17 protein-coding genes are annotated in these 20,149 nt (G+C 74.2%); 12 read left to right on the top strand and 5 right to left on the bottom strand.

Going from position 1 to position 20,149, the window contains the following annotated elements:
- Window positions 1-32: 32 nt before the first annotated feature.
- Window positions 33-1,211 (bottom strand): FAD-binding oxidoreductase, encoded by a 1,179-nt coding sequence (locus tag ACH01S_RS29635; protein WP_067898878.1) that lies wholly within the window; start codon window positions 1,209-1,211, stop codon window positions 33-35.
- A gap of 125 nt (window positions 1,212-1,336) precedes the next feature.
- On the opposite strand from ACH01S_RS29635, the gene ACH01S_RS29640 reads away from it, so the two are divergent.
- From ACH01S_RS29640 to ACH01S_RS29670, 7 genes are all read left to right on the top strand, one after another.
- Window positions 1,337-2,047, top strand: a complete 711-nt coding sequence (locus tag ACH01S_RS29640; protein ID WP_067898881.1) for a TetR/AcrR family transcriptional regulator — start codon at window positions 1,337-1,339, stop codon at window positions 2,045-2,047.
- 36 nt (window positions 2,048-2,083) lie between these two features.
- Window positions 2,084-2,368 (top strand): transglycosylase, encoded by a 285-nt coding sequence (locus tag ACH01S_RS29645; protein ID WP_067898885.1) that lies wholly within the window; start codon window positions 2,084-2,086, stop codon window positions 2,366-2,368.
- A 189-nt stretch (window positions 2,369-2,557) separates the two neighbouring features.
- Window positions 2,558-4,582: a TerD family protein gene (locus ACH01S_RS29650; RefSeq protein WP_246237210.1), complete on the top strand. Its 2,025-nt coding sequence runs from the start codon at window positions 2,558-2,560 to the stop codon at window positions 4,580-4,582.
- 107 nt (window positions 4,583-4,689) lie between these two features.
- Window positions 4,690-5,022, top strand: coding sequence for a DUF485 domain-containing protein (locus ACH01S_RS29655; RefSeq protein WP_067898889.1), 333 nt, complete (start codon window positions 4,690-4,692; stop codon window positions 5,020-5,022).
- Complete coding sequence (locus tag ACH01S_RS29660; RefSeq protein ID WP_067898892.1) at window positions 5,019-6,695, top strand: monocarboxylic acid transporter; 1,677 nt, start codon at window positions 5,019-5,021, stop codon at window positions 6,693-6,695. The genes ACH01S_RS29655 and ACH01S_RS29660 overlap by 4 nt, the downstream gene beginning before the upstream one ends.
- A 191-nt stretch (window positions 6,696-6,886) precedes the next feature.
- Complete coding sequence (locus tag ACH01S_RS43895) at window positions 6,887-9,118, top strand: S8 family peptidase (protein WP_067898897.1); 2,232 nt, start codon at window positions 6,887-6,889, stop codon at window positions 9,116-9,118.
- 113 nt (window positions 9,119-9,231) lie between these two features.
- Entirely contained in the window at window positions 9,232-9,531 is a 300-nt protein-coding gene (locus ACH01S_RS29670; protein WP_218010443.1) for an SHOCT domain-containing protein, read from the top strand.
- A gap of 35 nt (window positions 9,532-9,566) precedes the next feature.
- On the opposite strand, the gene ACH01S_RS29675 is transcribed toward ACH01S_RS29670, so the two are convergent.
- Window positions 9,567-10,220 carry a MarR family winged helix-turn-helix transcriptional regulator gene (locus tag ACH01S_RS29675; protein WP_083981282.1) on the bottom strand — a complete coding sequence of 218 codons (654 nt, stop codon included), beginning with the start codon at window positions 10,218-10,220 and terminating at the stop codon, window positions 9,567-9,569.
- 332 nt (window positions 10,221-10,552) lie between these two features.
- On the opposite strand from ACH01S_RS29675, the gene ACH01S_RS29680 reads away from it, so the two are divergent.
- From ACH01S_RS29680 to ACH01S_RS29690, 3 genes are all read left to right on the top strand, one after another.
- Entirely contained in the window at window positions 10,553-10,876 is a 324-nt protein-coding gene (locus tag ACH01S_RS29680) for a DUF3263 domain-containing protein (RefSeq protein WP_148344792.1), read from the top strand.
- A 102-nt stretch (window positions 10,877-10,978) separates the two neighbouring features.
- Complete coding sequence (gene otsB, locus ACH01S_RS29685; protein WP_067898903.1) at window positions 10,979-11,797, top strand: trehalose-phosphatase; 819 nt, start codon at window positions 10,979-10,981, stop codon at window positions 11,795-11,797.
- A gap of 1,137 nt (window positions 11,798-12,934) precedes the next feature.
- On the top strand, window positions 12,935-13,666 hold the full coding sequence (locus ACH01S_RS29690) for a hypothetical protein (protein ID WP_067898905.1): 732 nt from the start codon (window positions 12,935-12,937) through the stop codon (window positions 13,664-13,666).
- A 73-nt stretch (window positions 13,667-13,739) separates the two neighbouring features.
- Here the strand turns inward: ACH01S_RS29690 and ACH01S_RS29695 are convergent, their stop codons facing one another.
- Both ACH01S_RS29695 and ACH01S_RS29700 read right to left on the bottom strand, forming a co-directional pair.
- Window positions 13,740-14,333 (bottom strand): PadR family transcriptional regulator, encoded by a 594-nt coding sequence (locus ACH01S_RS29695; RefSeq protein WP_067898908.1) that lies wholly within the window; start codon window positions 14,331-14,333, stop codon window positions 13,740-13,742.
- A gap of 170 nt (window positions 14,334-14,503) precedes the next feature.
- Window positions 14,504-16,762: a serine/threonine-protein kinase gene (locus ACH01S_RS29700; protein WP_148344793.1), complete on the bottom strand. Its 2,259-nt coding sequence runs from the start codon at window positions 16,760-16,762 to the stop codon at window positions 14,504-14,506.
- Between ACH01S_RS29700 and ACH01S_RS29705 the strand changes: the two genes are divergently transcribed.
- Both ACH01S_RS29705 and ACH01S_RS29710 read left to right on the top strand, forming a co-directional pair.
- Entirely contained in the window at window positions 16,761-17,312 is a 552-nt protein-coding gene (locus tag ACH01S_RS29705; protein WP_067898913.1) for an RNA polymerase sigma factor, read from the top strand. The genes ACH01S_RS29700 and ACH01S_RS29705 overlap by 2 nt on opposite strands.
- A 133-nt stretch (window positions 17,313-17,445) precedes the next feature.
- Window positions 17,446-18,495, top strand: a complete 1,050-nt coding sequence (locus tag ACH01S_RS29710) for a sulfotransferase family protein (protein ID WP_067898916.1) — start codon at window positions 17,446-17,448, stop codon at window positions 18,493-18,495.
- A 35-nt stretch (window positions 18,496-18,530) separates the two neighbouring features.
- Here ACH01S_RS29710 and ACH01S_RS29715 read toward each other — a convergent pair whose 3' ends face one another.
- Window positions 18,531-19,979: an alpha,alpha-trehalose-phosphate synthase (UDP-forming) gene (locus ACH01S_RS29715; RefSeq protein WP_067898919.1), complete on the bottom strand. Its 1,449-nt coding sequence runs from the start codon at window positions 19,977-19,979 to the stop codon at window positions 18,531-18,533.
- Window positions 19,980-20,149: the final 170 nt, after the last annotated feature.

Below are 20,149 nucleotides of genomic sequence, written 5' to 3' on the forward strand. Positions count from 1 at the left end.
CGCAATGGTCAAGCGGACTTTCGGGCGGACGTTCAGGCGGGCTCGATGTTGTGGTTGCGGTGGAACACGTTCTGCGGGTCGTAGGCCCGCTTGATCTCGCGCAGCCGCCGGTGGTTCGCCGGGGTGTAGGCCGTGGCCGTCCTGGAGGGGTCGCCCAGGAAATTCAGGAAAGAACCGCCGGTCGCGTGGGCGGCGAGGGGCGCGGCGTCGGCGGCGGTGCCGTCGACGGTGAGCGAGAAGGGGACGTGCCGGTGCCCGACGGGCCCCGCGTCCGGGCCGGGACGGGCCATCGCGCCGCCCCAGTGCCGCACCTCGACCGTGGCCGCGGAACTGCCCGCGATGGCGGCGATCAGCGAATCGGGTAGGTCGGCGCACAGGTGGAAGTGGAGCGGCGGGGTCCCGCCGAGGGACTCGGTCGCCGCGTACGGCATCGGGCGGAAGTCGTCGTGCAGCGGACGTCCGGCGGCGTTCCGCAGTGACCGGAGCGCGCGGATGGCCTCGGCCGGGTCGCCCGAGTGGACGCCGCGGACGGCGACGACCCGCCCGTGTACGGGGTGGTCCGTCACGGCGACCGTCACGCTCAGCTCGTCGGGACGGCCGGCGGACTCGTCCCGGAACCGGCTGAGCACCTCACCGGCCCGGTCCGCCGGAAAAAGCGCGGTGCCCGCGTAAACCGTGGAAACCGGGTGGAGCCGGAACTCCAGCGAGGTGACGACGCCGAAGTTCCCGCCGCCGCCGCGCAGCGCCCAGAACAGGTCGGCGTTCCGGTCGGCGGCGGCGGTCAGCGCCCGGCCGTCCGCGGTGATCACGTCGGCGCGCAGCAGGTGGTCGGCGGCGAAGCCGAACCGCCGGGCGAGCCAGCCGACCCCGCCGCCGAGCGTGTAGCCGGTGACGCCGACCGACGCGTGCGACCCGGACAGCGGCGCCAGCCCGAGCGGCGCGGCGGCCGCGATGACGTCGCTCCATCGCGCCCCGGGCCCGACGCGGGCGGTGCGGCGCTCGGGATCGATCAGCACGCGGGCCATGCGGGACGTCCTGAGCAGCAGCCCCTCGTCCGGCGGGACGACCGTGCCGTGCCCCGTGGCCTGCACGGTCAGCGGCAGGCCCCGGTCGCGGGCGGTGAGGATCGCGGCGCGGACGTCCGCCGGGCCGGTGGCCTGGACGATCCGGACGTCGCCGGTGCGGTCGCGGGTGGCGGTCGTGGCGCTCATATCCAATCCTTCCGGAGGTTTTCTCTCCACTTACTTCGCCACGGTAACACCGACCGGAGGGATTGTCTCCACTTGGACGCGATTATTTGGAGGGGAAACCTCCACATGCTTGCTAGGCTGGCCCCATGGGTCAGCAGCCGAACGGCGCGGGCCGTCCGCTGAGGGCGGACGCGCGCGACAACCGCAACCGGATCCTCGCCGCCGCCGCCGAGGTGTTCGTCGAACAGGGGCCGGGCGCGCCGCTGGAGGAGATCTCCCGCCGCGCCGGGACCGGCATCGCGACGCTGTACCGGCGGTTCCCCGACCGCCCGGCGCTCACGAGGGCCGTCGCACTCGACGCCCTACAGCGCACCACGGCCGAGGCCAAGCGCGCGCGGGACGAGGAGCCGACCGCGTTCGCCGCACTCGTCCGCTATATGCACCGCGTCCTGGACATCGGGATCGGCGCCGTGTTCCCCGTCCTCCTGGCGGAGATCCCGTTCGAGGACGCGGAGATCGCCGCCGCCCGGGACGACGGCGTCGCCGTCATGGAGGCGCTCGTCGCCACCGCGCAGGAGGACGGCGACCTGCGTCCGGACGTCACGCACGGCGACGTCGGCATGATGCTGGTGCGGCTGTCGCGCCCGATGCCCGGCCCGATGCCCCGCGACGTCGCCCTCCAGGTCGCGCACCGCCATCTCGACCTGCTCGTGGACGGGCTGCGCGCGTCGTCCCGGCGCCCGGACGCGCTCGGCGGCCCGGCGCTGACCTTCGGCGACCTGCGCTCCATGGGCGGCGAGCCCCCCGAGCCCCCCGAGCCCCCCGAACGCGCCGAACGCGCGGACGCCGACCGCTGATGTGACGGCGTCCCCCGAATGGGCACAAGGGACGCCATGAACATCTCTGGGATCATCAGCGCGATCATCATCGGCGGGATCATCGGCGCGCTCGGCCGGCTGGCCCTGCCGGGACGCCAGCCCATCGGCGTCCTCATGACCATCATCGTCGGCATCGTCGCCGCGATCATCGGGACGGCGATAGCCCAGTCGGTCGGCGTCGCCACGACCAGGGGAGTCGACTGGATCGAGCTCGTGTTCCAGATCGGCCTGGCGGTCCTCGGCGTCGCGATCGTCTCCAGCCTGCAGGCCCGCCGCAGGCAACGCCGAATGCCCCGCTGACCGGCCCCCACGTCACGACCGGCTCACTTTCCGTGGCCGGAGTCCGCCATTTCCGTGGCGGCCGGTCACGTTCCGCGCATCCCGGTGGCATCCTCGGATCAGGCCCGCTCCCGGCTGTGGCGTCCGTCACAGTGGCCGCCGACGCGTGGGGTTCCATGCAGGTCGAGAGGGGAGTCACGCGTGCAGCGGATGCTCAAGGGAGCCAATGTCGAGCTGGCGACGCTGACGGACGCGGCGGGTCCGGTCACCGTGGCGCTGCGGTGGTCCGATCCGTCCGGGAGCGGGGAGGCGGACGTGGCGGCGCTGCTGCTTGGCCCGTCCGGCAAGGTCCGGGACGACGCCGACTTCGTGTTCTACAACCAGCCGTCCACGCCCGACGGGTCCGTCCAGTTATTGGGGAAGTCGCCGACCGGGGGCGGCAGCGAGGACCGCATCCTGCTCGACCTCGACGCCCTCCCGCCCGACGTCGAGCGGGTCGTCGTGACGGCCAGCCGCTACGCGGGGGCGACGTTCGGCGACCTGGACGACCTCGGTCTCGCCCTCTTCGACAGCTCCGGCGCGGCCCTGATCGAGTTCGACATCGCCGACGCCGCTGCCGAGACCGCGTTCGTCTTCGGCGAGCTGTACCGGCGGGGCGGCGGCTGGAAGTTCCGGGCGGTCGGCCAGGGTTACGCCTCGGGCCTCGGCGGGCTCGCGGGCGACTTCGGCATCACCGTCGACGACACCCCGGAAGCGCCGGACACCCCGGAAGCGCCGGACACCCGGGAAACCTCGGAAACCGCACGCGTCCAGGGCGACGGCGAGCCGCACGAAGACCCCGAGCCGCCCGCGACCCCCGCCCAGCCGGAAGCAGCCGCCCAGGACGCCGCCCCCGCCGACGAACCGGCCCCGCGCCGGGACACCGACGGCGGACGGCCGTCCCGCCGCGTCCGGACGGCGAAGAAGCGGACGACCCTGCCGAAGGCGGCCGGGGCCGACCTGGCCGACCATCCGTCCTGGCAGGCGGCGCGGCTGTTCTCGGTCGCCGGGCTGCGCAACGACCACGAGCGGGAGGCGCGGGCGACCTCGACGCTGCTGGCCGTGATGACGCAGGTCCCGGAGTTCGGACGCCGCCTGACCGCCCGGTTCAACGCGCCCGCCGGGACCGTCCGGACGTTCGTCGAGACCTCCTTCAAGGTCGGCGACGGCAAGGTCCGCCCGGACGGGGTGATCCGCGTCGCGCGGGCGGGCCGGATCTGGACGGCGCTGGTCGAGACGAAGACCGGCGGCAGCCCGCTCAAGGCCGACCAGGTCGAGGCGTACCTGGACGTCGCCGCGCGCAACGGCTACGAGACCGTGATCACCCTGTCCAACGACCTGGCCCTCGGCGACGAGCATCCCCTCACCGTCGACAAGCGGCGGCTGCGGAAGGTCGCGCTGCGGCACCTGTCCTGGGCGGAGGTCGCGCACGAGGCGCACATGCTGTGCCACCACCACGGCCTCGCGAACCCCGTCCACACGTGGATGCTCGGGGAGCTGCTGCACTACCTGCGGCACGACGGCGCCGGATGCCACGGCTTCCAGGACATGGGCCCGTCGTGGGTGCCGCTGCGCAACGCCATCGGCGCGGGCACGCTGCGTCCCGGCGACAGGCACGCGGAGCGCGTCGCGGAAAGCTGGGAAAAACTCGTCCGACAGCTGTGCCTGCGGCTGAGCGGGGAGACGGGGCTGAACGTCGCGCCGGTCGCGCGGCGCGGGCGCGGCGGGGCCGCCGGGCGGCGGGCGGAGGTCGTGCGCTCCCTGGTCGAGTCCGGCCGGATGGACGCCGAGCTGCGGATGCCCGACGCGGCCGGTCCGGTGCGCGTCGAGGCCGACCTGCGGACGGGCCAGATCGAGACGGCGGTGGAGGTTCCGTCGGCCGTCCGGGCCCGGCCGCTCACCCGCGTCCAGTGGCTGCTCCGCCAGTTGGACGACGCGCCCCCCGAGTTGCGGATCGAGGCGCTCGCCGACGGACGCGCCGAGGGCCCGTGCGACCTGCTCAAGAACCTGCGGAGCGAGCCGGGCCTGCTCGTCCCCGGCGACGGCGGGGAGATCGCGTCGTTCCGGCTCACGCTGCCGACCGGCATGGGCGCCAAGCGCGGCACCGACGAGACGGGCTTCGTGCGCAGCGTGGACGTCGCGGTCGACCGCTTCCACCAGTTGGTGCTGCGGGCCGTCCGGACCGAGCAGAGGTGACCTGCGGCGATGCCCATCTTGGCAAACCGGGCTCGCCGGACGTGAATGTTTGATCTCATAGTGCGACCGCGTTGGTGCGGAGAGTCACGTCCGGTCAGGGGGGCCAGATGGTGGGGGACTCGAAGGTCGGGGGGCAGCGCGAGCGGGGGCCGGTCGCGGCCCGCTACGCGCCCGTGGCCGGGTACGAGGGGTTCCGGCTGCTCAGGAGGCGGTACCGGCGGTCGGCGCTGGTCGCCGCGACGGTCTTCCTCGGGTGGTATTTCGCGTATGTCGGCCTGTCGGCGTTCGCCCGCGGGTTCATGGCGCGGACGGTCGCGGGCGAGGTCAACGTCGCGCTGCTGCTCGGGCTGGTGCAGATCGTCTCGACGTTCGCGATGGCCGGGGCGTACCTGGCGTACGCGCGGCGGCGGCTCGACCCGCTGGCCGGTGAGCTGCGGTGACGGGCCGGCTGACCGGTGACGCGCTCACGTTCGGGCTGTTCAGCGTCCTGGTGCTGGGCACGCTCGGGATCACGGTCTGGGCGCGGGCGACCACCCGCGGCGCCGACGACTTCTACGCGGGCGGGCGGACGTTCTCCGGCCCGCAGAACGGGATCGCGCTCGCGGGCGACTACATGTCGGCCGCGTCGTTCCTCGGCATCGCCGGGCTGATCGCGCTGTCCGGATACGACGGGTTCCTGTACTCGATCGGCTTCCTGGTGGCGTGGCTCGTGGCGCTGCTGCTGGTCGAGCTCATGCGCAACACCGGGCGGTTCACGCTCGGGGACGTCCTGACGCAGCGCGTCCGGCGGCAGCCGCCCGTGCGCCGCGCCGCCGTCGTCTCCACCGTCACGGTGTCGGTGTTCTACCTGCTGGCGCAGATGGTGGGGGCGGGGGCGCTCGTCTCGCTGCTGCTCGGCATCCACCGGGGCGAGAGGTTCCTCGGGATGTCCGCCTCCGCCGCGCGGACGGTCACGATCGTCGCGGTCGGCGCGCTCATGATCCTCTACGTGGCGTTCGGCGGGATGAAGGGCACGACCTGGGTGCAGATCGTCAAGTCCGCGCTGCTCATGGCGGGCGCGGCGGTGCTGACGGCGCTGGTGCTCGGCCGGTTCGGGTTCGACGTCGGCGCGCTGCTCGGCTCGGCGGCGGACGCGAGCGGCAAGGGCGACGCGTTCCTGCGCCCCGGGCTCCGCTACGGGCAGGACGTCCCCGGCGACGCCTACCAGACGATCGTCAACAAGCTCGACTTCATCAGCCTCGCGCTCGCGCTGGTGCTCGGCACGGCGGGGCTGCCGCACATCGTCAACCGGTTCTTCACCGTCCCGGACGGCCGCGCCGCGCGCCGGTCGGTGGCCTGGGCGATCGGGCTGGTCGGCGCGTTCTACCTGATGACGCCCGCGCTCGGCTTCGGCGCCGCCGCCCTCGTCGGCCGGTCGAAGATCGTCGCGCAGGACCCGTCCGGCAACACCGCGGCGCCGCAGCTCGCGCAGGCCGTCGGGGAGCACTACGGCGGACGCGTCGGCGGGGACGTCCTGCTGGCGTGCATCGGCGCGGTGGCGTTCGCGACGATCCTCGCCGTCGTGTCCGGGCTGGTGCTCGCGTCGTCGACGTCGCTGGCGCACGACTACTTCGGGCAGGTGCTGATGCTCGGCCGCCCGCGCGAGTCGCAGGAGGTGGCGGTCGCGCGGTTCGCGGCGTTCCTCGTCGGCGCGCTGGCGATCGTCCTCGCCGTCGCGGCCCGGAACCTGAACGTGGCGTTCCTCGTGGCGCTGGCGTTCGCGATGGCGGCGGCGGCCAACCTCCCGGCGCTCGTGCTGACGCTGTTCTGGCGGCGGTTCAACTCGGCCGGGGTGGTGGCCGGGATCTACGGCGGGCTGGTCAGCTCGCTCGTGCTGGTCGCCTTCTCGCCGGTCGTGTCGGGGAAGACCGACCCGGTGACGGGGGAGAGTTTGTCGTTGTTTCCGGCGAGCGTCGATTTCCATCTGTTCCCGCTGGAGAATCCGGGGCTGGTCTCCATCCCGATCGGGTTCCTGTGCGCCGTCGCCGGGACGCTCCTCGGCCGCGAGAAGGCCGACCCCGAGCGGTACGACGACCTGTCCGTCCGCGCGCTCACGGGCGCGGGCGCGCACTGACCGGCGCCCGCCGACCGGCGTCGGCGAAGCGTCGGCGCGGCGTCGGCGCGGGGTCGGCGCGGGGTCGTCACGGCGGAACACCCGCGCTGTCACGGAATGTGCCCGAGCGCCCGGGCGACGGCCGGTTCGCGTGGCAGAATGTCAGACCGCCGCGGAGCGCGGCGGTCTGCCGGGAGGGGAGGTGCGGCGGCGTGTCCGAAGCCGGTCGACGCCGTTCAGCGCGCGGCCGGCGGGCGGCGGCGCGCAGGCCGGACCCGTCCCTTCGGGGAGCGCGTGCCGCGGCGTACCGCGCCGCCGGAGCCCGGACGACCGCGGCCCTCGCGCTGGCGGCGCTCGCGGGCGCGGTGGCCGTGCCCGTGGCGATCGTCCCGGGCGGGCCCGCCGGGGCGCGGGAGCGGACGGTGCGCGGCGCCTCGTCGGGAACGTTCCCGGGCGCCCCGGCCGACCAGATCCGCGCCCGCGAATGGCACCTGAACGTCCTGCGCGCGACCAAGGCGTGGAAGTACTCGCGCGGGCGCGGCGTGACGGTCGCCGTCCTCGACACGGGCGTCGACGCGCGCCATCCCGACCTCACCGGGCGCGTCGTCAACGGGCCCGACCTGACCGGCGGGGTGCGGCGCCCCGGCTCCCGCTACTGGGGCCTGCACGGGACGTCCATGGCCAGCATCATCGCCGGTCACGGCCACGGCCCCGGGCTGGCACAGGGGATGATGGGCGTCGCGCCGCTGAGCCGCGTCCTGTCGGTGCGGGTGACGCTGGAGAACGACGACCCGCTGCGCCGCGACGACGGGCAGCAGGCGGGCGGCAGCGAGCACGACGCCGTCGCGCAGGGCATCCGCTACGCGGTCGACCACGGCGCCGACATCATCAACATGTCGCTCGGCGGCGGACGGCAGTTCTACAACGGCACCGCGTCCCAGGCGAGCGCGATCAAGTACGCGCTGGGCAAGGGCGTCGTGCTGATCGCGTCGGCGGGCAACGACGGGTCAGGGGCCAACCGGAAGAACTTCCCCGCCGCCTACCCCGGGGTCATCGCGGTCGGCGCGCTCGACCGGCGGCTGCGCCTCTGGAAGGACAGCAACCGCCGCTCCCACGCCGCCGTCTGCGCCCCCGGCGTGGACATCGTCAGCGCCGACGCCAGCGGCGGCTACGTCGTCGGGACCGGCACCAGCGCCTCGTCGGCGATGGTCGCGGGGGTGGTCGCGCTCGTCCGGTCGCGGTATCCGAAGCTGACGCCCGCCGAGGTGCGGCAGGCGCTGATCGAGGGGTCGCCCGCGCGGCCCGGGCACCCGACCGGCTCGGCCACCTGCCGCGGGACGGTCGACGCGCAGCGCGTCCTGTTCGCCGCGCACCGGATCAACAAGACGTCCCGGGGGGCGGTGGCGGAGCCGCCCGCGTCCCCGACCGCGCTGCCGGCGGCGACGACCGCGGACGACGGCGACGACCTGCTCCTCCCGATCGTGCTCGGCGGCGGCGGGCTGCTGGTCTTGGTCGGGCTGCTGCTCGGCTGGCGGCAGCGGCGCCGTCCGGACGACGCGCCCGCCGAGACCGACGCCGTCCCCGACTACGGGCTGCCGTCCGCGCCGCCCGTGCCGCGCGAGCCCGCCGCGGCGCCGCCCGTCCCGGGCTGGGACGCGCCCGCGCACCCCGGTCCGGCCACCGCGCCGCCGGATGTCGTGTCGCGGGACGCCGTGCCGCCGGACGTCGTGTCGCCCGACGTCGCGGCTGAGGACGTCGCGCCGGTCAACGTGCTCTGGCAGAGCGCCGAGGCGTTCCCGGAACCCCTGCCGCCCGGGGACGTCCCGCCGCCGGAGCCGCCGTCCGGGGAGGAGCGCGCCGGGGGTTCGCCCTTCGACCCGTCGCCCCTGGACGGTTCCTGGGACGGCCTGTCCTGGGACCACGAGCCGTTCCCCGGCCGCGACGAGCCCGAGCCGCCGCCGAAGCAGCCGCCGATGATGACGAGCGAGCTGCGCCCGTTCGACCCGAGCGAGTTCCTGGACAGCGGCCTGAACGGTTTGAATGGACTGAACGGCCGCAACGGGCTTAACGGGCACGGCGCGAACGGGAACGGCCGCAACGGCGAGCACCTGAACGGCGGCGGCGCGTCCACGAACGGAAACGGGCACGGGAACGCGAACGGGCACGGCAAGGCCCCGGCGGCGGAGGAGCCGATCCTCGATGACGACGACTGGGAGTCGTTCCGCCGGAGCTCGCTCGACGAGTCCGACCGGCCCGAGGGCGGCGGCACCGCTCCGCTTCCCGCGCTACCGCCGGAGCCCCCGAGCGACCCGCCTCCTCCCGTGGACGACGGCCCGCAAGGCGCCGCCGAGCCGCCCGAGCAGCCCGGCGACGAGCCCCGGGGACGGCATTCGCGCCGCGCGCGCCCGTCCGACGACGAGGAGTACCGCCCGCCCTGGTGGTGAGCGCGGTACTCCGCCGGGCGTAGCGCGGGAGTCTCCGGCCGGACGATGCCGCGCCCCGGACCCGTCGCCGAGCATCGACCCATCGGAAGAAACACGGGAAGGGTCGATGAACGATGTTGACGACACTCGCGACGCAGGCGACCGCACTGCACCCGGGCCCCTGGAACGACGGCGGGGACGCTCCCGCCTTCTGGCCCGTCTTCCCCATCGGGTTCGGCCTGTTCTGGCTGGCCGTGCTGGGGACGGTGTTCTACCTGATCCGCCGCCGGACGAGCGACCACGCCGAGGCGCGCGCCGCGGCGGCCGATCCGCTCGCCAAGGCGCGGTCGCTCCTCGCGGAGCGGTTCGCGCGCGGCGAGATCGACGAGGACGAGTACCTGATGCGCTCCTCCACCCTCCGAGACGGAACCTGACGAGGCGGAGCGGGAGGCCGGCGCCGCGGGCGCGGTCAGTCGCCGCCCCGGTCGGCGCCGGCCTCCTCGAAGATGCGCTCGATGCCGTCCGCGTACTTCGGCGCGCGGGCGGCGGCGTCCGCGAACCGGGTGAGGAGCACGGCGAACTCGGAGCGCTCGGCCGCCGTCCAGCCGGACATCAGCTCGTTCAGGTAGGCGCGGCGGAACCGGTCGGCCACCTGCTTGACGCGGCGGCCCGCGTCGGTCAGGTCGAGGTTCGCGCGGCGCGCGTCGACCGGGGACGGCCGCCGCGACAGCAGCCCCGCGTCGAGGGCGTGCCCGACCAGGCGGCTCGCGGTGGACGGGTCGATCTCCAGCCGGTCGGCGACGGCGCCGACCGTGACCTCGTCGCAGGGCGGCCCGTCCGCGCGGTTCGGGTCGGCGGCGGCCTCGCTCAGGGCGGCGACCGCGTTCACCACCATGAGGTTGGAGATCTGGAGCGGGCGGCCGCCCGTCCCGGCGGACGTCATCGCCCGGACGCGCTTCATCAGGTCGGGCTTGGCCCAGACGCGGCGCAGGTGGAACAGCGCCGTCGAGATGTCCGTGAGGACGGGATCCGGACTCCGGACCGGATCAGGACGCGGTCCGTCGTGCGCCGGGGGCGCGTCCGGCCGCGCGGGCCGTCCCTTGGCGGGGGTCTCCGTCGCCATGCGATGGTCTCCGTTTCATGCCTCTCATGCCGGACGCCGGACGCTGGGCCCTCCACTCTAACGCATGTAGAATGCACATTTCGGATACGGCTGTGACGGATGGTCGCACTGGGACACACGGCGTTGTAGATCCGCAGGTGAAGCGGGATGTGATGCACTGAACCACCGGGTCTCGTTCCCCGGGAACCGCCGGAACTTGTCGGCGCGGACGCGTAACATGACACCCGCCCGAACCCGGACGACCCGGGATCAGTAACCACAGAGGGGACCTGATGCGAGCGGCGAACGCCCCCGGTGACCCCCGCGGTGACGTCCCCCCACAGGACGGAAGCATGGACGACGGCCCTGCCGCACGACCCGTGACCGACGACGAAGGCGGGGCGCACGACGCCGCGTTCCCCGCAGACCGGCTCTCCGAGCGCGACCGCCAGATCCTCGCCTTCGAGCGGCAGTGGTGGAAGTACGCCGGAGCCAAGGAACAGGCCATCCGCGAGACGTTCGACATGTCGGCGACGCGGTACTACCAGCTCCTGAACATCCTGATCGACCGTCCCGAGGCGCTTGAGTGCGACCCCATGCTCGTCAAGCGCCTCCGCCGGGTGCGGACGCAGCGCCAGCGCAGCCGCGCGGCGCGCAGGCTCGGCATCCGCCCCTGACCCGCCCGACCCTCCTCCCGGCGGGACCGCCGCGAACCCGTATCCCGGCGCGCGGGGCGTGAGCCTGGCGGCCCGCCCGGCGTAGACGGTTCACTGGTCCCCGTGAACTCTCCCCGCTCTGCCACGGCCGCCGGCACGGACGGCCTGGACGCGATACGCAAGGCCCCGGCGGCGGCCGTGCTCGGCTTCGACTTCGACGGCACCCTCGCCCCGATCGTCGACGATCCGGCCGCCGCCCGGGCGCATCCGGGCGCGGCCCCGGCCCTCGCCCGGCTGGCCCCGCTGGTCGGCGCGCTGGTGATCGTCACCGGACGGCCCGCCGCGGTGGCCGTCGAGTACGGCGGCTTCGAGGGGATCGACGGGCTCGTCGTCCTCGGGCAGTACGGGCTGGAGCGCTGGGAGTCCGGCGCGCTGACCGAGCCGGAGCCGCCGCCCGGCGTCGCCGAGGCCCGCGCCAAGCTGCCCGGCGTGCTCGCGGCGGCGGGCGCGGCGCCCGGCGTCTTCGTCGAGGACAAGCGGCACGCGCTCGCCGTCCACACCCGGCGGTGCGCCGAGCCGGAGGTCGCGCTCGAACGGCTGCGGAGCCTCGTCGCCGCGCTCGCCGAGCGGACCGGGCTCGTCGTGGAGCCCGGACGGTTCGTCCTCGAACTGCGGCCGCCCGGCATGGACAAGGGGCGGGCGCTGCGCTCTTTCCTCGACGAGCGCGGGGAGCGGCCGTCCGCGGTGCTGTTCGCGGGGGACGACCTCGGCGACCTGGCGGCGTTCGACGCGATCGAGGAGCTGCGCGCGGACGGCGTGCCCGGCGTCCTGGTGTGCAGCGGCTCGACCGAGGTCACGGCGCTCGCCGAACGCGCCGACCTGGTCGTGGACGGCCCGCCCGGCGTCGTCGCCCTCATGGAGACGCTCGCCGACCGCCTCTGACGACCGCGCGGCTCTCCGCCGGGCCTCGCGGGTCGGTAGTGGGACGGGTGACAAGAGTGGTCACCGGTTTTGTCGAATCCCGCGCGACTCTGGTGGTGGTCATCGACCTCTGGTCCAATTGCACCAAAATATGGTGGATTGCGGTATGTGTGGCTCAGGGGGAGCCGCGCGACGGACCGGGGAGGCTCGACGGTGAACACGGAACGGGGAGTCCCGCGCCTAGGCGACATCCGACACACCCCACCGCACGGCACCCCGGCCAGAGCCACCCCCGTGGACGGAACGCCGGTCCGCCCAACCTCCGGCCGCGCCCCGATACCACCCGACGCCCCGACCAGCCCCATCCTCCACGCCCCACCCCCCACCGGCCCGCAGATCACCGTCCCGCCGCCCGGCGACCCGGTCACCGGCCCGCAACCGCCTCCGAGCGCGCAGTCCGCCGCTCCACCCACCGGCCCACAGATCACCGGCCCGAAAATCACCGTCCCGCCCCCCAGCGCCCCGCTGCCAGGCGGCCCCGAGGCCACCGGCCCGCAACCGCCTCCGACCGCGCAGGCCGCCGGTCCGACCACCGGCCCGCAGATCACCGGGCCGAAGATCAACATCCCGCCGCCTGGCGGCTCCCAGGCCAGCGGCCCGCAACCGCCTCCGAGCGCGCAGCCCGCCGGTCCGACCACCGGCCCGCAGCTCAGCGTCCCGCCGCGTGGCGGCTCGGTCACCGGGCCGGAATTGCCTCCGGGCGCGCAGGCCGCTGGTCCGACCACCGGCCCCCAGATCAGCGTCTCGCCGCGTGGCGGCCCGGCCGCTGGGCCGGAATTGCCTCTGGGCTCGCAGGCCGCCGGGCCGAGCACCGGGCCGCAGGTCAGCGTCTCGCCGCGTGGCGGCCCGGTCACCGGGACGCAACTGCCTCTGGGCTCGCAGGTCGCCGCTCACCCCACTGGGCCGCAGAGCGGCGTTGGTGGGGCGCGACGGGATTCGAGGTCGCATGGCACGGGGCCGCAGGCGAGTGTGGGGGCGCGGTCGGTCGGGGGGCGGGCGCGTCCGACCGTCGAGGCGCCGGAGCCGGGAGACCCCTACATCGTGCAAGACGAGGCGTCGGCCGCGCCTGGCTCAAGGGGGATCCGGGCGACGAGCGGTGTGCAGGTGCGTCTCGGGCAGCGCGGACGCGAGCGCGAGCGTGCGCGCGGCCGCCGCCGGGAGCGCGCCCCGGCGAGTCGGCGCGGCGGGCTGGTCGCGGCGGGCGTGCTCGTCCTCGCCGGGCTGGTCACGATCGGGGTGGTCCTGACGCGCGGCGGCGGGGACGGCGGGACGGGCGCCGAGCCGTCCGCCGCCGGAGCGCGGCCGGGCGAGACGGGCGCGCCGCTGCCCCGCGCCGGGACGCCCATCGAGGTCGGCACGGCCGACGGTTCCAGGTACAGGCTCGCCGCGGTGACCGGCGGGGTGGGCGACAGCGTGGTGACCACGTTCCAGTCGTCGCCGCCGTCCGGGACGGCGTTCGCCTACATCGAGTACCTGCTGACCAACCCGACCGGTAAGAAAGTCCTGCTCGACTATCCCGGCGACGTCTTCGTGAGGCGCGACCTCGTCACGCCGGACGCGCGCGGACGCTGCATGCCGCAGGCCGGTGTCCCAGAGAAGATGTGCACGCCGCCGACGCACAGCCAGGTCGTGCGGAGGATCCGGGGCGGCGCGCTGATCCCGGGCGACGGCGGCGACAAGTTCATGCCCCCGGGCGGGACGTACCTGGTGCGCGCCACGGTCGACGTCCCCGTCCGGCGGAGCATCACCCGCAAGGACATGGGCCTCTACGTGTGGAAGCAGCTCTACATGGCCGACCAGCTCGCCAAACCGGCCCCGTTCCCGCGCTGATCCTGCGCCGCCGCGGCCGTGAGACGCGAAACCGCCGCGGCCGTCGGGCCGCGGCGGTTCCGTCCGATGGCGTTCACTCGGCTTCGGGGTCGTCGGCGAGGATGCCGTAGAGGCGGCGGCGGGCGTCGTTGACGACGTCCAGCGCGCGCGCCTTCTGCGCCTCGCTGCCGACCGCCAGCACCTGCTGGAGGGCGACCATGAGCTGGCCGACCGCCTCGCGGCCGCGCAGGACGTTCTCGCCCGCGGCCTCGGTGACCTCGTCCCAGGGGGCCGTGGTCTGCGCCGACGCCGCCTCGCGGCCCGCGTCGGTGAGGGCGAACAGCCGCTTTCCGGCGTCCTCCCGGCTGGTGACCAGGCCCTCGTCCTCCAGCATCTGGAGGGTCGGGTAGACCGAGCCGGGGCTCGGCCGCCAGACGCCGCCGGTGCGGCCGTCCAGCTCCTGGATCATCTCGTAGCCGTGCATCGCCCGCTCGGCGAGCAGGGCGAGCAGGGCCGCCCGGACGTTGCCGCGCCGGGTGCGCCGCCCGCGTCCGCCGCGCCCGCGGTGGCCGGGACCGGGGCCGAACCCCGGACCGCCGGGCCCCCACGGGCCGAACGGATCACCGCGCCGTCCGCGCTCCTCGGGTCCGCGCCGTCCGCCGCGCCTTCGCATCGTGTGGTCTCGCATCGCAGTCTCCTTCGCTCTAGATCGGTTGCGATGCATTAACGATATATCGAAAACCGGTCGCGATGCAACATCGAGTGTCCGGGCATGCGGAAACGGCGGCCCGGCGCGGGCCGCTCGCTGAGAGATGCCGGGACGACGCCCCCCGCGGCCTCAGCCGCGTTCCGGGGGCGTCAGGGGCCGGTGACCTTGAGGCTGTCGAGGATGCCCGTGGTGGCGTTTCCGCCGTCCGTCTCCTTCACGCGGACCCACAGGCCGAACTTTCCGGACTTGTCGCGCAGCCCGACCTCGGTGACCGAAGGCGTGCCGGTCTTGCAGGCGGTGAAGCGGGTGATCGTCCCGCTGAGCGCCTTGTCGGGGGACGTGTAGTTCTCCGGCGCGGCCTTCGTGCACTGCCCGTGGACGGCCGCGTTCGGCGGCGGAAGCTGGTTCGGGCGGACGTCCGTCGTCACGCCGATGAAGACGCCCGGGCCCTTCCCGTCGCCCAGGAACGAGGCCTTGTCCGGGGTCGCGCGCAGCACCGGACGCGCCTGCGCGTCGTTCAGCCCGACCGTGGACGGCGTCCAGGTCGGCTCCTGCTGCTTCGGCCACGCCTTCGGCACCGCCGCCTTGATCTTGCCGGACGCGTCGGCGATCGCCACGAAGTCCTTCGGGACGCCGCCCGGCTTCCCGTCGTCCTTCTTCTTGTCGTCGCCGCCGGAGAAGAGCACCCCGAGCGTCAGGCCGCCGATCAGCGCGACGGCGAGCACGGCCGCCGTGATGATCAACGGGGTGACGAACTTCTTCGGCCCGCCACCGCCTGGTCCGGCGGGTCCGCCGGGCCCGGACGGTCCGCCGCCTCCGCCGCGGAGCTTGCCGAGGAGACCGCCCTGCTTGCCGCCCGGCCCTTGCCCTTGCCCCTGGACCGGTCCGGGGGGCGCCTGGAAACCGGTGGGCGGCGGCGGAGCCTGCTGGCCACCGAACCCTTGCGGACCGCCGGGGCCGGGGGCGCCCGGGCCGCCCGGGCCCATCTGCGGGATGCCCTGCGGCGGCGCGCTGTTCTGCGGGCCCGGCATCGGGAACACGGCGGTCTTGCCTTCCCCGCCGCCCTGCCCGCCGCCCTGCCCGGGGGGTGGCTGCGGGGGTCCCTGGTACTGGATCGTCCGGTCGTTGTCGAGGTCGGGCGCCGTGGACGGCTCGCCCTGCCCGAAGCGCACGCCGCCGCGCCCGCCGGGATCGTCCACGATCGTCTGCTCCCCGGCCGCCGGACCCGCCGGACCCGGCGGAAGGCGCATCTCGGACGTCCGGTCGTCGTCCTCCATCGGCTGGTCGAGCCGCGTCCTGAGGTCCTGCCGCCCGCCCTGCGCGGGTCCCTGCGGCGGCGGGCCCTGCGCGGGCGCCTGACCCTGGACGGGCGTCGGCGCGCCGGGCCGCAGGCGGGCCCCGTCGTGGTAGAAGTCCTGGACGGTCGCGTCCGCGTCGAGGACGGGGACGGGCGCGGGCGGCCCCGGCCGCGCGTACGACGGCGACCCCGCCCCAGGCCCGGCCGCACCCGCGCCAGCGGGACCCGGCCCAGGCGCGCCCGCACCGGCCGCTCCCGGCGTGGACGTCGGGCGGAGCGTGGAGAGGGCCTCGGCGAACGCCTCCGCGGTCGGCCACCGCTTCTCCCGCTCGACCTCAAGCGCCCGCAGGATCACCTGGTCGACCGCGGGCGGCACCCCTTCGCGCAACTCGCTCGGCGCCTTCTTCACCGGAGCCGGGCCGGGCGCGCGTCCGGCGACCATGTGGTACGTCAGCGCGCCGAGCCCGTACACGTCGGCGCGGACGTCCAGCCCGCCCCCGAAGCGCGCCTGCTCGGGCGACATGTACCCGGGCGTCCCGACCGGCAGCGTGAACGCCCCGGACGCGTGCGCGAGCGCCTTCGCCAGCCCGAGGTCGGCGATCAGCAGCTTCTCGCCGCCGTCCGGCGTCGACTGGAACAGCACGTTGGACGGCTTCAGATCGCGGTGGATGACGCCGAGCGTGTTGATCACCTCGACGCCGTACGCGATCTCCTCGGCGAGCACGATCGCCTCGGTGACCGGAAGTGGCCGCTCGCGCATCCGGTCGCCCAGAGTGCCCCGGTCTGCGTAGGACATCACGAAGTAGGGACGCCCATCCGGAAGCTCGCCGATGTCATGGACGCGGACCAGCCGCTCGGAGTCGGCACGCCGGAGAATCCGGGCCTCCTCCAAGAACCGGTTGCGTACGTCCAGATCGTCGATCAGGCTTCCGGACAGGACCTTTATCGCGACCTGGGACTCCAGAGCGTCATCGTGACCCAGCCACACAGAGGCGAACGCCCCCGAACCCAGGACGCGATCGATCCGGTAACGGCCTACTGATGGTGGGAAAGACACTCCCGTATCATCCCAACAACGGGGTGAGTGCGCGAACAAGCATTGAGGCGGCATGGCATTCGACGAGAGGACCGAGGAGCTTGCGGTCAAGGCCGCGCAGGGTGACCAGAGCGCCCTCAACGAGCTCCTCCGCAGGATCGAGCCTGACGTGCTGCGGCACAGTTCCCGGTTCCTGCCCTGCCGGCAGGACGCCGAGGAGGCGTGCCAGGACGCCCTGCTCCAGGTCGCGCGGAACATCCACCGGTTCGAGGGCCGGTCGCGGTTCAGCACCTGGCTGCACGTCGTCGTCGCCAACTCCGCCCGGTCCACCTACCGGTCGCTGAAGCGGCGGTCGGTGGAGCAGGCGGGCGAGCTTCCGCAGCAGCGTCCCGACCCGCGCCGGACCAGCGTCATCGCCGGTTCCCGCGTCGACATCCTGGACGCCATGGAAGACCTGGAGGCCCGCAAGCCGGACCTCATCCAGGCACTCGTCCTGCGGGACGTGTCCCAACTGGAGTACGCGGAGATCGCCGAGCAGCTCGGCCTGCCCCTCGGCACGGTCAAGTCGCGCATCCACGAGGCACGCAAACAGGTCAGGCAGACCCTGGGCGAGTCCTACACCTGACCTAGCCCGAAGAGCTCGGAGCCACCCGCACCCACCCGTGCGGGTGGCCGGGCGTCAAAGCTCGGTCATCGGGGCGCAACGGTGCGGCCATGCCCCGGGCGACCCGGCCGTCCGCGCCGGAACCATGCCGTGCATGTCTTCAGGTCCGGCCCAGCGCGACCATCGTCCGATCTTCATCCTCGGCTGCGCCCGGTCGGGGACGTCCCTGCTGCAACTGATGCTGCACTCCCATCCGCGCATCGCCGTCCCCGCCGAGACGAGGTTCGTCCTCCCGGCCTATACGGCGCGGTGCGAGTTCGGTGACCTGACGGTCAGGGAGAACAGGCGCGAGCTGGCGGACTGGATCACCCGCGACCGGTCCACGAAGTTCCGCACGCTCGGTTTGGACGCGTCCGAAACCACCGAGGAGATCGTCGCCGGGCCGCCCACGCTGGGCTCCGCGGTCGGCACCGTGTTCGGCGCCTACGCGCGCCGGTTCGACAAGCCGCGCTGGGGCGACCGGCGGCCGGGCTACGTCCGGTACGTGGGGCCGCTGCTGCGGATGTTCCCGGACGCCCAGTTCGTCCACCTGGTCCGGGACGGCCGCGACTGCGTCGCCTCCCTGCTGGAGAGGCCCTGGTACGACCAGGACGTCCACCACGCCATCTCCGCGTGGCGGGAGGCCGTCGACCGGGGCCGCCGCCTCAGCGCGCGCCTGGGCCCGGACGCCTACTACGAAATGCAGTACGAGCGGCTCGTCGCCGATCCCGCCGACGAGCTGGCCAGGCTCTGCGCCTTCCTCGGCGAGGACTTCGACCCCGCCATGGCGCACCCGGAGCGCGCCGCGACGCGGACCGTCCCCGGGCGCGGCGCCCGGCACGGCCGGACGAAGGGCCCCGTCACCACCACCCGCGTCGGGTCGTGGGCGCAGCGCCTGCACTCCTGGGAGATCAGCCTGGCGGAGGCCGCGTTCGGCCAGCGGCTCGCCGAGTTCGGCTACGAGCCGAGCGGCCTGCCGAAGCCGCCCGCGTCGCAGCTCGCCAGATTCGCCAAGGTCAGCGCGCACCGCCGGATGGCGCAGCGCAAGGACGCCCTGCGCGAGCGCTGGCGCCGCCACCACGAGCCGAACCCCGTCGAATGCCTCCTGGCCAGGGAGCCCGCCGCGCGACCGCGAGCCGCGTCCGAGAGCCCGCTCGCCATCTGACCCGGCCGCACGCGCGACGGGCTGGCCCGCGAGGTTCAGTCGAGGGCGGCGAGCTGGTCGGCGAACCAGCGGCGCGGGGGCAGCGCGGTCGCGGCGGCGGCGAGGCGGGCGCAGCGCTCGGCGCGCTCGGCGCGGGGCATCAGCAGGGCGCGGTGCAGGGCCTCGGCGGTCTGCGACACGTCGTAGGGGTTGATCGTCAGCGCGTCCTCGGACAGTTCGGCCGCCGCGCCCGCCTCCCGGGACAGCACCAGCGCGCAGCCCCGCTCCGACAGCACCGGTCCCTCCTTCGCAACCAGGTTCATCCCGTCCCGGATCGGGTTGACCAGCAGGACGTCCGCGAGCCCGTAGGCGGCGAGGGAGCGCGGGTAGTCGTCGTTGACCTGGACGATCAGCGGGTCCCAGTCCGCGGTGCCGAACTCGTCGGTGATCTGCTTGGCCGTCCGCTCGACGGCCTCGGTGTACTCCCGGTACTCGCGCAGGTCGTAGCGGGACGGGTACGCGAACGCGAGGTGCACCACCCGTCCGCGCCATTCGGGATGGTTGGCGAGCAGCTCCCGGTAGGCGGCGAGCCCGCGCACGATGTTCTTGGACAGTTCCGTCCGGTCGACGCGGACGATGAGCTGACGGTCGCCCACCTGTTCGCGCAGCGCGCGCGCCCGTTCGACGACGTCCTGTTCGGCGGCGCGTTGGCGCAGGGCCGTCCCGTCGACGCCGAGACCATGGACGCCTACGCGCGTGACGTGTCCGCCGCACGAGACGGTACGCGAGACACGGTCGACCCGAGCGCCCGGCAGCAACTCGCAGCAGTCAAGGAACGCCGAAGCCCACCGCTCTGTGAGGAACCCCGCGTGGTCTGCCCCGAGGATGCCCAGCAGGATCTGCGTACCGATGTCGTCCGGGAGGAGGCGGAAGTAGTCGGGCGGCGCCCACGGAGTGTGCGAGAAATGCACGATCCTCAGGTCGGGACGTCGCTCGCGCAGCATCCGGGGTGCGAGCGACAGGTGGTAGTCCTGGATCGCGGCCTTCGCGCCGGGCGCGGCGTCCCGCGCCAGGGCGTCCGCGAACGCCGCGTTGTACGCCTCGTAGGACTGCCAGTCGCGCCGGGCGTGCGCGTCGAAGTGCGGGCTGCGCGGCGTGTCGTACAGCAGGTGGTGGACGAACCACAGCGTCGAGTTCGCCACGGCGTTGTAGGCGCGGTGGAACGTCCCCGCCGGGATGTCGAGCATCCGCACGGCCGCGCCGCCCGTCTCGTACCCGGCGAGGTCGAGACGGCCGTCGGGGGAGCGGCGCGCGGCCGTCCGATCGGCCTCGCCCAGGCTCGCGCACACCCACAGCACGTCCGGCGACGCCTCCCCGCGGGCGGCCGCTATCCCGGCGAGGCCGGAGACCAGCCCGCCGCCGCCGCGCCGCATCGCGAGCGCGCCGTCCTCCGACAGCGAGAACGACACCGGACCCCGGTTCGACGCCACCAGCACTTGGCTCATACCGGCAGGGTCTCAGTTGGGACCGGGGCGCTTCAAAGCACCCCGCGTGGTGCGCGCCGCCCCGCCGGACGGGTCCCGCGCGTGATCAAGAACTCGTCCGGGTAACGTCTCAAGGGCCGGACCCACCTGTCTTGCATCCGGTCAGTTCATGTAAAGTCACGCATACAAGA

Origin of the sequence: Actinomadura chibensis NBRC 106107 (assembly GCF_001552135.1) — a bacterium.
Lineage (GTDB): Bacteria > Actinomycetota > Actinomycetes > Streptosporangiales > Streptosporangiaceae > Spirillospora > Spirillospora chibensis.